The following is a 13,534-nucleotide window of genomic DNA, read 5'->3' as shown; positions in this document are numbered from 1 at the left end:
TCGCTATCTCAAGTTCAGTTCTATTTCCCATAAGAAGGGAATTTTCCCGCTTGTCAAATAAACAACATTTTAGAATTTGCAAGTAAATGTGGAGCCTTTCAGTTTTCTTTATATTGTTTTTTGCTAGAATCACTCAATAAATTCTCAAATTGTTCCCTTACTTGTGGAACCGATAAACCGACTATCACTTGAATTGCTTTCCCATTCTTAACAATTCCGTGGGCTCCAGCTGATCTAAATCGGCTATCAGGCGCTATTTTTGATTCATCTACTACTGTTACGCGGAGTCTTGTAGCACAGTTTGTTACATCGGCAATATTAGAAGATCCGCCTAGAGCTTCTAAAAATTCACTAGCTTGAACAAAATAAGCATTTTCTTTATTTGCACTATTTTTATTTTCTGCTTGCTTTTTAGCTTTGTAGTCTGCTTTTGTATACAGTTTTACTTCTTTTTGGTCATCTGCTTCACGACCTGGGGTAGCTACATTTAGCTTTACAATTAAATAACGAAACATGAAAAAATAGATAACCGTAAATGCCAATCCAATTATCCACTGAGTGATATAAGTGGAAGTATGGTATTTGAATAACGGAATCCAGTTGGAGCTGGCAATTTCTAGCAATCCACCACCCATATTACCAACTGCACCAAACGCATACATCACCGCAGCCATAGAAGCTGCTAAAAATGCATGTACAGCAAATAGAAGAGGAGCAACAAATAAAAATGTGAACTCTATCGGTTCTGTGATCCCAGCTACAACAGATGTTAAAGTTGCTGCAATCAACATACCTGATACGATTTTCTTTTTCTCAGGTTTTGCTGTTACGTATATCGCTAATGCAATGCCAGGGATTCCAAAAATTTTGGACATACCATGCAAAGCAAAACCGCCTTCCGGGAACATTTCTTTTAATGAATGAGCACTTGTTGCATATTCTGATAAATGCTCCATCCAATATTTTGCAATTCCGCCATCAACAACTGCCGGGCCGTAGATAAAAGGACCGTATATAAAATGGTGCAGCCCCGTTGGAATTAAGATTCTTTCAAGGAATGTATACAACCAAACCCCTAATACATCAGAGGAAGCCAAAAACCCTTGTAAAGAAGCAATTCCGTTCTGAATTATCGGCCATCCCCACGAGGTAAGCAAGGCAAGAGGCAATATAGCAAAAAAACAAACAATGACAACAAAGGATGTTCCTTGGAAGATACCTAGGAAATCTGGTAGTTTTTTGTCAAAATAATGATTGTGGATTAAAACAACAATGGAAGAAATAACAATCGCACCGATAATATTTGTATCTAAAGTTTTAATACCGGCAATTTCCGTTAACCCGCTCACTCCTCCAACTTCTTCGCTAAAATCGACACCAAAATTTTCCCCCCAAATCGTTAAAATAGCGTTTACAAAATAATTGAAAGTTAAATAGGTTACGAGTGCTGCTAAAACAGCTCTCGCGTGTGCTTTTTTCGCTAATCCAATAGGGATGCCGGCAACAAAAAGCAACGGGATTTGATTAAATACTGTCCATCCACCTTCCTCTATTACCGTCCAGAATTTATACCATGCTCCATCTGGATCAGCCAAAGAACCCATAATATCCCCGTTTTTAAATAAAATTGTGAGACCTACAAGTATCCCCGCAAATGGGAATAATAATACTGGCACAAACATCGCCCCACCGAACCGTTGGAATTTTTGCATCATCCTTGATCCACTCCTTTTCTAGCAATTAAATAACAATACTTAAGAAGTAATTTGTGGGATCTGTTATTTCATGCAAAAGATGATTGCCATAGCAAAAATGTCAAGGTGCTTATAGTTGCAACTATAAATTGTCAGCGCTTACAATTAAGTTATATTAAAATCTAATTTTTAACAATAACTTGGCAAGATGTCGGGACTTATCCTTTCCATTTGAACATTTTCCCACAGTTTGAAAAATTTCACGAACTTTTCAAACTGGAAAAACATATAAAATTTCTTTCTCACGGTTATTCACTATGTAGCTTTAGCTTCCCTAAACATCGAGTAGGAGGCTAATGAATTAGAAATACTGCAGCATTTGAAAACCGGCGCAGCAAACGGTGCGCCTAAAGTCGGCCGATTCGTAGACAACGCCATAGCAAATCTGAAAAATGCGAACCCTGACCGGCAAATAGGATTCGCCATGGAAGGGGTTGGGGATGTTAAGGTTCCGGCGGAATTGAGGGGAATTTTGGTTACTCCATAATTAGTGGGGAAAGTAAAGAGCCTCAAGAAGTTATTAATACTGTATATGAAACGGTTTCTAGATTTAAAAGGGATCCGATAAAAAGAGATAATGCACAACGTGTAATAAATAAGGAAATTGGTTGCTTTTTAAGGTCTATTAATTCGCCTCAATTTATTGCAAATCAATTCACACGTTATCATTTCAATGGGACGAATTTATTTGACGTAATACAAATATTAGAAAAATTAACCGAAAAGGACCTAGAAGAAGTACTACACTTACATTTTTCTGATGAATCGAGTTCGACACTAATCATTAAGTAAATGATACTTGTTATTTTTCTATAAATTTTTTTTATTTAATGTAGTGTTAAGGTAGTATCCATCTATTAATTTAACATCAATCAATGGAAAAATACTATTTATTCTCTCCTATATTATTTTCATAACCTTGGATGTACAAACAAAAATAAGTAAAAACATAGGCTCTTAGACCTAATAAAAAAACAAAACGATTCAAAAGCCCCTTTTAAAATGTATTATTCTACATTATTATTCTGAATAGAAAGATAATTTTTGAAAAAATAAATGATTTAACGGGTGTAAGTAGAATACATATATATACTAAGATAATATGTTGGAGTGAGAAAATGTCGTACTTATTAGATGTTCAAAATATTACAAAGCGATATGGCAATAAAGTTGTTTTAAAAAATGTTACATTCAATGTTCCGTCAGGATCAATAGTTGGCTTTATTGGTGATAATGGTGCAGGTAAATCTACTACATTTAAAACAATACTAGGTCTAGTTTCTCAGGATTCAGGTAGAATTAAAATCTTTGGCAAAGAAAATATACATAAACAGCCTAAGATGAAGGAAAAAATTGGAGTTGTGTTCGATGCTATGAATTTACCGGCGCACCTAACAATCAAACAACTAAATAAAGTTTTTTTGAGAATATTTAATACTTGGAATCAAGATGATTTTTTCCGATTGGTTAATTCTTTTTCTCTCCCCGAAGATAAACAAATATATAAATTTTCTCGTGGGATGTCAATGAAACTTTCTATAGCTGTTGCACTGTCACATAATGCAAAACTACTATTACTAGATGAGGCAACAGGAGGGCTTGATCCCTCATCAAGAGAACAAGTCTTAGGTGAGTTAAAAAGCTTTGTGAGAGAGAGTAGTGGTGGGATATTACTTTCTTCTCATATTATGAGTGATATTGAGAAAATTGCTAGTCATATTGTTTTTATCAAAAATGGTGAAATTTTATTAAATGAGAGAAAGGACAAGATTCTTGAAAAATTTGCAATTGTTGATATCAAAAAGGAACGATTATCTTTACTAAATAGAAATATAGTTGTTGCAAAAAGGGACTATGGTTCTTATTCTAGAATACTTGTATCAAATAAAATGGAATTGCCAAAGGACCTTAGCTCTAAAAAGATTTCAATGGAAGAACTTAGTCTCTTACTAACTAACAGGGAGTGAAATTTAAGTGAAAGGTCTATTATTGACAAACTATTACCTAGTTTATCGAAGTATTTTTGCATATGTAGGTCTCGCATTATTGATTTCTGGTGTACTTTTATTTTTTTCAGGGCCTATGGTAAGTGGTGTGGCCGCTATGTTAATTATATTATTAATGACTTTGCCTTCACTTGAAGTTATAAAAATAGAGAGTAAGTCTGGTTATGATAAATATGTACTTACCTTACCGGTTAGTAGGTCTAATATTGTCCGAAGTCACTATATTTTTTACTTATCGGTTGTGATTATCGGAGCATTTCTTTCATATATTGTTATTTATACATATGATCTAATTTTTGAAACACAAATAAATGGCATAATTAATATTATTTCTTCTGGAATTTTCGTAGTTCTTTTAGCAGGTGCGCTTATATACCCGTTCCTCTATATCTTTGGTGCAGACAAATCTGATGCATTTGTACTTGGAGGAGGATTTGTAGGTCTATTTGTTTATTATGGAATCAAATTCTTAGTAGAAGATTTAATAGACAAATTACCGTTATCCATAGATTCGTCTTTATTAGTTCCGATTTTATTTATAGTACTTGGTATTACTGTATTTACTCTCTCATATTTAATTGCTGTAATTATTTATCGAAAGAAAGAATTTTAGACTATGTGATTAGTACATCAAGTAGGCGCAAAAAATCGTGCCCGTAGAGGCTCCATGTCAAGCCTTTTTTGCACACGCACCACATTCATAGCGAAAGGAGAGAATGGATAACTTAAATATTATCAATTTGTGTCTTGACAAAGGGGTGCATTACAAAGTTTCTGTCTATCAAAAAAATTATGATAAAGACAATGTGTATTTCGATATGTCTATAAAATGTAAAACTGATATTGTCAACAAAAAAATGAGATTATATGAAGTCCAAAGAAATAAAGAATTTTTGATTGGACAATATGCCGATTCGGAATTTGGCCAATTGGCATTTTATATTGTTGTGTATAGTTACTTTAATCAAGATAAACCAAGTAATAGCGTAAGAAAAATGCTGCGAAATATAGGAGAAGATGTTAATAAAGCAAATAAAATCCTTGAAGATCATATAGGGAAAAATTATTTTTCTTTGTATAGGAAAGAAATTGGAAAAATAAATATTGATAAAATAAATGAAGATCGTTGTGATGTTTTTTACTTGTCTCTTGAGAATAATATAATCCCAATTGTCCGAAACAAAAGATTGCCAAGTGCATTTGTGATAATTTACAATTATGGCTTTTATTTAAAGCAATTTGACTCCTTAATGAAAAAGATCATTTCACATTACAATTTAAAATTAAAGAAAGAAGAAACAAAAGAATTAAAGAGATTGTATTTAAAAAAATAATTACAGCGGTGATAGTTACGAAACTGATTTAATTTATCATAAACACTAAAATATGAAGTCTTAATTCATAGAACCTCAGCTTTTTCTTTATTATCGCGGTATCCCCCTATGCCACTCGTAACTGGTTTTTAATGGAATCAAAAAGATTAGTTTTTTAAACTAATCTCAGTTTGTCGACTTTGTCGATAAGCTGAAAGCACGTTTCTGGAAATCATGAAACGTGCTTTTCCTATATCTTTTATTCTTTTAAAACATCATTTTTGAAATGATAATAAATCTTTGGTGAAACATCTTCTTTTATTTCGATTCGATCAACCAAACGGTGAAGCATCTCAGAAGTTAGTTCATTGAAATGTCTATTAAATCATTTTGTAGTCTTTCCTCATATTTCTTTCGTTCACGTTTGGATTGATAGTAGATTTTTCCAGCTTAAGCTTCAGTTTATTCGAAAGCAGATTATTGATTTCTTCAGTTATTAAACGGTAATTTTCATTGCAAGCAATTTTCTGTTGGTTGAGCTTTTTCCATATTTTGCTCAACTTTTGTTAAAAAGTGCAAAAACTTCCCCCTATCTTTTAACACGGATCAAATGAACAATTTATTTTTCTTGCAATAACATACGCCAGTAATTCTCAATTCGATTGAATGTGTCATCGGCACGCTGTGCAACAAAATCTCTTGCCAATTGGTAATCTATATCCCTTGGTGAGATGCCTTTCGTAGCAAATGAAAGCAGTTGTTCTTTTGCTTTTGCAAGCACTCCAGACAAATCTTCTTCATTTTGAATGCTCTCAAACATTTCTTGATAATTTTTGATGACTGATTCAATTTCTGCTTGTGTATATACCGTTTTCCCAAGTTTATTCGTCATGGACAGCTCACGGCTTTGTTGGTATGTTAAAGGAGCATTTAGTGACCTGATTTTGGCTCGTGCTGCGATGAATCGCTCCTCTACCGATTGGTGATTTATGGCTATTTTCGTATTGTGGCGGACATAATCTTGAATCAGTTGATCAAATCCTTTTTTTACATCACCGCTTAAAAACGTATCACTGAAGTATTGAAGTGCAGCTGTTGAAGAAGCCAATTCAAGATGGGATTCATAAGAATGCTGTTGTTCTTTACTAATTCCAAAAAGGCTAATCCCTAGATATGGCGACAAACTATCTACTCCGTCCGTTATGTGTTGTAAGATGGATTCTACTTTTTTTACTTCTTCATTACTTAGCGAATCGAAGTATTTGGATTCATATAAATATTGGCTGAACACAAGCCATTGATCCTTTGGCCGATAAGAGAAAATATCAGAAGGGTCAACGTTTTCTACGTGAAAAAACTTTTCCATCGGTATGGCCATCAAGCCTTGAACTTGTTTGATTTCATCCGAAATCGTAAGTTTATAGGCTTGTCCGTTTCGGTTGACTTCCACTTGTTGTCCGGCCAATGGATTTTTGATTTCGTGTACGGATGGCATTTTGGCTCTATTTCGAGCGACTATTGCTCCGATATATCCAAGATCAATTTTCACGGTTATTCCCTCCTATCTAAATAATTAATGGAAGGCAATGGTTCCACTTTGCTTCCATAGTAAAAATTCAACGCACTAAAGAAATCGATTGATTTACCTGTTTTTAAATCGACGATTAAAATGTGATTGCCATAGTTAAAATCGCCAGTTTCCAGTCTGCGTTGTGTTGTTTTTTTAAAGTATCAACAAACGAACTATAGTAGTACGGGTTTGGACCAGATTAATATTGTGATTCGTGCTATGTAAAAAGCGTACCTACTTCCAGATATCCCGTAATTGCAAAAATCGGAACTTGCAGAGTTCATGTTTGGTTGGTCTTCCGCAAAGCTTTTCTGCACACAATAGTCATCAAAGTGATAATTAAATTGAAAACCAAACAATTTCATTATTTATAATCGGCTTTTTAAATAAATAGTTAAATGATTATAAGGAAAAATTTAAATAATCTACCTAAAACTTTCTATTTTAAGTAAAATATCCTAGGATTTGAGGCGCGTCAGCCAGAAATTGGATGGAATAAGTAGTCAATGAGGGATTGTTTGTTGCAAATGGTAAAAAAGTTAAAAATATCATAAGTATATCGCCTGATTTTAAACATGTATTATCAATTAGAGTGGGGATGCCGTTTACTTGAGGTCTTATTACGGAATTCTGTCTCGTCCAAAAGAAAGGCTTCCCTATAAAACAGATGGGGAATTTTAAAGTGGAATAGTTAGCGAATGTTATTGCCGCCGTTACATATAAAACCGTTGATCATACGATTCAACAATTTATCGGGACTTATGGTGATCGCGGAAACGGAAGGTTCTATTATTATGTCGGGGCTGAAATCCATGGTCGATGGCAAGGAAATAACGTTGAGGTTGTAAGCCATTCAGAAGGTATTTCAGTTACTCATAATGGTAAAAAGGAATTATTTTACTGGGATCATATTACTAAGTTTGGCACTCTTGCTGTTGTTTTAATGAGACATAACGAAGAGATTTGGACTATATCATTAAATGAAAATTTTGTGGCTGATTCCGCAGACTCCGAACATACAACTGGTGAAATTAGTTTATTAAAGCAACAATGAAAAAAATAAGCCTATCATCCTGCATTATAAAGCTTCGCAATAACGAGAAAGTAGCCGATTGCCTAGGCGAAAATGACCTGGCAACCACAACCTTATGATTGAGGATTTGGTCAATTAATCCTAGACTAGGCAAGTTAAAACATTCAACCTATACAGAGTTCGTTTTCCAACTAAAAACGCCATCCCAAAGTTGCAATCTTTCCTGTCTTTTTTCTGTCTACTATAAGGGGATCATATCATCATGTTTTTTCTTATCTTCTAAATCCCTTTTCTTTTTTATGCCCTATTAAAATAAACTCTAACCCCGATCTCGGAAAATAAACATTTCTGATTTCGGGGTATTTTTCTGTCAAAATACTTACCGCATCTTAATCCTATCCTAAAAAAACGAAATTGTTGATATCGGACCTGCAAAAGGAACGCGTGCTCAACGGAGTTTACGAAGGCAAAAGGTATTCGAAGGGGGAAAACTGCGATCAATTTTGTTGTTTCCATACAGTGATGCCTCATGTACTATCTTCCTATATTTGTAATGGTGGTCAGTACTTATCAGCTAAACGAAAGAAATAGAATCAGATATTCATTGGGGCCTATGAATTATTTTTCGGGAAAAGCTTTGACAAAGTTTTTTTTCTTTTTCATAATGAAAAATACGATGATAATGAAAATCATTATCATTTTCAACAGAACAAATTTCCATTTAAGATTTGTTTGCAATATTGGAAAGGGCGGGATCAGATGGATGAATGGAAGATAAAAGGGAAAATTTCTCTTGTTACTGGAGCTGCCCAAGGAATTGGAGAAGCGGTGATCAGCCTGCTGGCAGAACATGGTGCAAAGATAGCGGCAGTTGATCGGAATGCTGAGAAATTGGACAGAACCGTTTCGAAATTAACAAGGCGCGGATATGACGTCAAAGCATTTCCAGCGGATGTGACTGATCGTGATGAAGTGGATCGTATCGTCAACGAGATAGAAGAAAAGATGGGGCCCATCCACATCTTGGTGAATGTAGCTGGCATTTTTCGGATGGGGGCCGTGGAAACCTTTTCTGATAAAGATTGGGAAGAGGTGTTTAAAGTGAACACTTTAGGAGTGTTCCATGTTTCGTGTTCCGTCAGCCGCCGGATGACTCCCCGCAGGTCAGGTGTCATTGTGACGGTAAGTTCCAATGCGGGAACGGTGCCGAGAATGTACATGTCGGCTTATGCGGCTTCAAAAGCGGCGGCAACGATGTTTACCAAATGTTTAGGGCTTGAGTTGGCGCCGTATCAGATTCGATGTAATGTAGTTTCACCGGGATCAACGGAAACGGACATGCAGCGGTTCATGTGGGCCGATGAAAACGGTGCGGAAAAAGTAATCACCGGTTCCTTAACGGAGTTCCGTCTTGGCATTCCATTGAAAAGGCTCGCACAGCCGCAGGATATTGCCGATGCCGTGTTATTTCTTGTTTCGGAACGATCGCGCCATATTACGATGCATGATTTAAGGGTGGACGGCGGAGCGACACTGGGTTGTTAACCATTCTTGGGAGGGATGACAAATGAAAATGAATACCATGCATTTCGCATCAGCAGAACAGATTCTTTCGGAATATCAGGAAGGGATATCCTTTTTCATGGCCTCCCCGACTAGAACGCTGTTAACGAAAGGCATTGTTCAAACAGTGCCGACGACGGGGTATAGGCATCATCCAAAACAGCTGCTTGGACAAATTCAAACCTTGCTGCAGGATGTAAAAGAAAAAGGAGGTACCCATCCCATGGTGGCAGGGGCCATTCCCTTCGATGATATGTATCCGGCCAGGCTGATGGTGCCTTTAGAGGTTAAATGGTCAGGTCCTCTTTCCTTTGATCATATGCTGACAAAGGAGGAACAGCCGGCGGTCTGGCATTATCATGTGACCCCAGTTCCGACGTCCCATGGGTATAAAAAAGCTGTGGAACAAGGATTACAAAAAATAAAGGACGGTGAACTGCAGAAAATTGTGCTATCGAGATCGGTCCATTTGACATCAACGGAAAAGCCAGATGTGTCGAAGCTTCTCTACAAATTGGCCATCCGTAATCCAAATGGTTATACTTTTGCGGCACCGTTGCTAAAGGGAGACGGGTCCGATCGAACATTCCCCGCAACATTAGCTCAACAGGGGACGGGGACGCTGTTGGGGGCGAGCCCGGAACTGCTCGTGTCAACATCAGGCAGTCAAGTCATTGTCAATCCGTTGGCAGGATCAACGCCCCGAAGGGATGATCCGCAAGAGGACCGGAGGAGAGCAGATGCTTTACTTATTTCAGAGAAAAACCGCCATGAACATGCGATAGTGATTGAGGCAGTGACCAAAGCTCTGAAACCTTTCTGCAAAACTTTGCATGTACCAAAGGAACCATCCCTTCTCTGCACGGAAACGATGTGGCATCTTTCCACAGTCATCAGCGGGGAACTGTTATCACCGTCCATTTCGTCCCTTGAGCTTGCTTTAGCGTTGCATCCGACACCAGCGGTTTGCGGCACACCGACTTTATTGGCAAAACAGGCGATACAGGACATCGAGCCATTTGAACGGGGATTTTTTACTGGTACAGTAGGCTGGTGTGACATCGATGGAGATGGAGAATGGATTGTCACCATCCGCTGTGCAGAAGTGGAAGAACAAAACCTCCGCCTTTTTGCTGGAGCCGGCATTGTGGAAGGATCGGTGCCGGAGGAGGAATTGTCGGAAACATCGGCAAAACTGTGCACCATGATGAGAGCGCTGGGGCTTGACGATGACATTTTGGCATAAAAGCAGAGCACTCCATGGTAAGGAAGATGTCATGCTTGACGATGACATTTAGCATAAAGCAAAGTACTTCAATGGTAGGAAAGAGGTCGCCACTAGCATAAACCAGACCGCAGTTGACTAGTATCTGGTTGGACAAAACATGGCATCTTCTATCTTAGTTCCGTATTGAAAAGATGTCGAAAAGTGAAACAGACAGCTTCCTCAGTTCAGTCGGCATTAAAAAGATGTTGAAAAGCAAAATAGACAGCTTCATGGCATCTTCTGTCTTAGCTCCGTATTGAAAAGATGTCGAAAAGTAAAATAGACGGCTTTCTGAGTTCCGTTGGCATTGAAAAGATGCTGAAAAGTAAAACAGAAGAGCCTCATGGCGTCTTCAGCCGAATGGAATCGCAACAAAACGTTTGATGAAAAATTTGAATTCCTTTACATGGCTGGAAATTTATATGCACGGAATCATAAATAAAAGAAATTGGAGGATGACAGATGTTAGAAGGATATACAAAATGGCCGGAGGAGCTGGCTGCATTTTACCGGAAAGAGGGCTGCTGGGCAGGACAAACCTTTGGCGATTTGCTGCGGGAACGTGCTTTGAATTATGGAGACCGGATTGCGGTGTCCTTTGATGGGAGCGAATTGACCTATCGGGAACTTGATCAAAGGGCTACTGAGCTTGCTTCCGGGTTGCAGCGGATCGGCATTCAAAAGGAAGATCGTGTAGTGATCCAATTGCCAAATCGAATTGAGTTTTTTGAGACCATTTTTGCCCTGTTTTATTTAGGAGCATTGCCAGTTTTTACTTTACCTTCCCATCGCTACAACGAAATCCGGCATTTTTGCGAATTCAGCGAGGCGAAGGCCTATATCATTCCAGATGAATACAGAGGATTTGATTACCGCTCCCTTGCTAGACAAGTGAAGAATGAAGTCCCTACATTGAAACACGTGATTGTAATTGGAGAAGCTGAGGAATTTGAATCCTATGAAAACGTGTTTACCGAACCGGCAGAATTGCCAACTGTACAGTCAAGTGATGTGGCATTTCTCCAGCTGTCCGGAGGAAGCACAGGATTGCCGAAGTTGATTCCCCGCACCCATGATGAATATATTTATACCCTCCGGCTGAGTGCAGATATTTGCCGGCTTCATCCAGACAGCATTTATCTTGGGGTTCTGCCCATTGCCCATAACTATCCTTTAAGCTCGCCGGGGGTGTTGGGAACACTTTACGCCGGAGGAAAAGTGGTGCTGGCGGACAGTCCCAGCCCGGACGAGGCCTTTGCCTTGATTGAGAAAGAAAGAGTGACCATTACGTCATTGGTTCCCCCTCTTGTTTGGATTTGGCTGGATGCCTATTCAGATTGCCAATATGATTTATCGAGCTTGGAAGTCCTGCAAGTGGGTGGAGGAAATTTCAGCCCTGAAGTTGCCAAACAGGTACAGCCCGTGCTTGGCTGCAAACTGCAGCAAGTCTACGGGATGGCAGAGGGGTTGGTCAATTATACAAGACTGGATGATCCCGACGAAATTGTTATCAATACTCAAGGAAGACCGATGAGCCCATACGATGAAATTAAAATCGTGGACGAAGAGGAAAACGAAGTGGGGCCCGGCAAGGTCGGTGAACTGTTGACAAGGGGGCCTTACACGATTCGCGGCTATTATAAAGCGGAGGCACAAAATGCCAAATCTTTTACTGCGGATGGATTTTACCGAACCGGTGATTTGGTGAAACTGACACCGTCAGGCTACCTTGTGGTGGAAGGTCGGGTTAAAGATCAAATTAACCGGGGGGGTGAAAAAATTGCGGCGGAGGAAATGGAAAATCATCTTTTGGAGCATCCGTCCGTTCGAGATGCGGCCGTTGTGGCAATCCCTGACAAATTTCTGGGTGAACGGTCCTGTGCCTTCGTCATCCCTAGTGATTCCGCATTGGAAGCAGCTGAACTAAAGTTATTTTTGGAAAAACGAGGTGTGGCCTCCTTTAAGATTCCAGACCGGATTGAATTCGTGGATTCCTTTCCAAAAACCCCGGTAGGAAAAATTGATAAACGGGCATTAAGGAAAATTGTTGCAGAAAAGCTGTCACCACTGGTACAACCTAGTGAATTTGTTGAAAGGAAGTGATGAAATGGCAATCCCTCATATTCCGTCTTATTCGATACCTGAACTTTCGGAATTAATCGAAAACAGAGTATCCTGGACACTGGATCCGAAGCGTTCAGCCCTTTTGATTCATGATATGCAAAATTATTTTCTAGACAAATTTACCCCAAATGCTTCCCCGATCAAAGAATTAGTCGAGAATATTCAGCGGCTGAAAAAGGTGTGCCAAGAGCGGGGCATACCGGTGATTTACTCTGCCCAGCCCGGGGGCCAAACAATAGAACAGAGGGGTCTTCTCCAAGATTTTTGGGGAGACGGGATCGGACAAGATCTTGATCAAATGGCTATCCGTCAAGAAATTGCCCCAGGGGATCAAGATATTTTACTGACTAAATGGAGATACAGCGCATTTAAACGAACTAATTTGTTAGAAATTTTACAAAAGCATGAAAGGGATCAGCTCATCATTTGTGGTGTGTATGCCCATATTGGATGCTTATTAACCGCTGCGGATGCCTATATGCAGGACATACAGCCGTTTTTTGTAGCCGATGCGGTGGCCGATTTTTCCCTTGAGGAGCATAAAATGGCCGTACGATATGCGGCGAGCCGCTGCGCGTACACGCTGACTACCGAGCATGCATTGGACCTGCTTCAAAAAGAACAGTCAGCCCCTCGGCATTCGTTGCCAATGAGTTTAGGAGAGATGCGGAAACAAGTAGCGGAATTGATACAGGAAGAACCGGAAAATATCTCCATTGATGAAAACTTGTTCCACAGAGGATTGGATTCCGTCCGCATGATGGTGTTAGTAGAGAAATGGAGAAGAGCAGGGGCGGAGATCACCTTTGCGCGCCTTGCCGTCCGTCCGTTTCTGTCAGAATGGTGGGAATTATTGTCCAAAGCGAGTATGATCGAATCCCTTCAAGATTCGTAATAAAGGAGG

Annotated in this window: 9 protein-coding genes and 1 pseudogene; 7 read left to right on the top strand and 3 right to left on the bottom strand. The window is 38.9% G+C overall.

Going from position 1 to position 13,534, the window contains the following annotated elements:
- Positions 1-98: 98 nt before the first annotated feature.
- Positions 99-1,715 carry an alpha-glucoside-specific PTS transporter subunit IIBC gene (locus tag NSQ84_RS15355; protein ID WP_066250752.1) on the bottom strand — a complete coding sequence of 539 codons (1,617 nt, stop codon included), beginning with the start codon at positions 1,713-1,715 and terminating at the stop codon, positions 99-101.
- A 1,157-nt stretch (positions 1,716-2,872) separates the two neighbouring features.
- Here NSQ84_RS15355 and NSQ84_RS15350 point away from each other — a divergent pair.
- The 3 genes from NSQ84_RS15350 to NSQ84_RS15340 all read left to right on the top strand — a co-directional run bounded on the left by NSQ84_RS15350 (position 2,873) and on the right by NSQ84_RS15340 (position 5,094).
- Positions 2,873-3,721 carry an ABC transporter ATP-binding protein gene (locus NSQ84_RS15350; protein ID WP_066248045.1) on the top strand — a complete coding sequence of 283 codons (849 nt, stop codon included), beginning with the start codon at positions 2,873-2,875 and terminating at the stop codon, positions 3,719-3,721.
- Between the two features lie 7 nt (positions 3,722-3,728).
- On the top strand, positions 3,729-4,373 hold the full coding sequence (locus tag NSQ84_RS15345; RefSeq protein ID WP_063388946.1) for an ABC-2 transporter permease: 645 nt from the start codon (positions 3,729-3,731) through the stop codon (positions 4,371-4,373).
- Positions 4,374-4,476: 103 nt separating this feature from the next.
- Positions 4,477-5,094, top strand: a complete 618-nt coding sequence (locus tag NSQ84_RS15340) for a hypothetical protein (RefSeq protein ID WP_144598184.1) — start codon at positions 4,477-4,479, stop codon at positions 5,092-5,094.
- A gap of 598 nt (positions 5,095-5,692) precedes the next feature.
- Here NSQ84_RS15340 and NSQ84_RS15335 read toward each other — a convergent pair.
- Positions 5,693-6,622, bottom strand: coding sequence for a hypothetical protein (locus NSQ84_RS15335; RefSeq protein WP_339212065.1), 930 nt, complete (start codon positions 6,620-6,622; stop codon positions 5,693-5,695).
- Positions 6,623-6,624: 2 nt separating this feature from the next.
- Positions 6,625-6,902, bottom strand: a pseudogene (locus tag NSQ84_RS15330) (hypothetical protein); the annotation flags it as partial.
- 1,533 nt (positions 6,903-8,435) lie between these two features.
- On the opposite strand from NSQ84_RS15330, the gene NSQ84_RS15325 reads away from it, so the two are divergent.
- From NSQ84_RS15325 to NSQ84_RS15310, 4 genes are all read left to right on the top strand, one after another.
- Positions 8,436-9,221, top strand: a complete 786-nt coding sequence (locus tag NSQ84_RS15325; protein WP_063387836.1) for a 2,3-dihydro-2,3-dihydroxybenzoate dehydrogenase — start codon at positions 8,436-8,438, stop codon at positions 9,219-9,221.
- A 22-nt stretch (positions 9,222-9,243) separates the two neighbouring features.
- Positions 9,244-10,485, top strand: coding sequence for an isochorismate synthase DhbC (dhbC, locus tag NSQ84_RS15320; protein ID WP_327873426.1), 1,242 nt, complete (start codon positions 9,244-9,246; stop codon positions 10,483-10,485).
- A gap of 483 nt (positions 10,486-10,968) precedes the next feature.
- Positions 10,969-12,609 carry a (2,3-dihydroxybenzoyl)adenylate synthase gene (locus tag NSQ84_RS15315; RefSeq protein ID WP_327873424.1) on the top strand — a complete coding sequence of 547 codons (1,641 nt, stop codon included), beginning with the start codon at positions 10,969-10,971 and terminating at the stop codon, positions 12,607-12,609.
- 4 nt (positions 12,610-12,613) lie between these two features.
- The gene (locus NSQ84_RS15310; protein ID WP_327873423.1) at positions 12,614-13,525 is read left to right on the top strand and encodes an isochorismatase family protein; all 912 of its coding nucleotides are present in this window, start codon (positions 12,614-12,616) and stop codon (positions 13,523-13,525) included.
- Positions 13,526-13,534: the final 9 nt, after the last annotated feature.

It is taken from the genome of Aeribacillus sp. FSL K6-3256 (assembly GCF_037965805.1).
Lineage (GTDB): Bacteria > Bacillota > Bacilli > Bacillales > Aeribacillaceae > Aeribacillus > Aeribacillus composti.
Note: the sequence above shows the minus strand (reverse complement) of the source record. Positions and strands in the feature narration are given on the sequence as shown.

What these genes read in the sequence shown, in the direction of transcription:
- NSQ84_RS15355 (WP_066250752.1), bottom strand. Translation starts at nt 1,715, where the DNA reads ATGATGCAAAAATTCCAACGGTTCGGTGGGGCGATGTTTGTGCCAGTA.
- NSQ84_RS15350 (WP_066248045.1), top strand. Translation starts at nt 2,873, where the DNA reads ATGTCGTACTTATTAGATGTTCAAAATATTACAAAGCGATATGGCAAT.
- NSQ84_RS15340 (WP_144598184.1), top strand. Translation starts at nt 4,477, where the DNA reads ATGGATAACTTAAATATTATCAATTTGTGTCTTGACAAAGGGGTGCAT.
- NSQ84_RS15325 (WP_063387836.1), top strand. Translation starts at nt 8,436, where the DNA reads ATGGATGAATGGAAGATAAAAGGGAAAATTTCTCTTGTTACTGGAGCT.
- dhbC (WP_327873426.1), top strand. Translation starts at nt 9,244, where the DNA reads ATGAAAATGAATACCATGCATTTCGCATCAGCAGAACAGATTCTTTCG.
- NSQ84_RS15315 (WP_327873424.1), top strand. Translation starts at nt 10,969, where the DNA reads ATGTTAGAAGGATATACAAAATGGCCGGAGGAGCTGGCTGCATTTTAC.
- NSQ84_RS15310 (WP_327873423.1), top strand. Translation starts at nt 12,614, where the DNA reads ATGGCAATCCCTCATATTCCGTCTTATTCGATACCTGAACTTTCGGAA.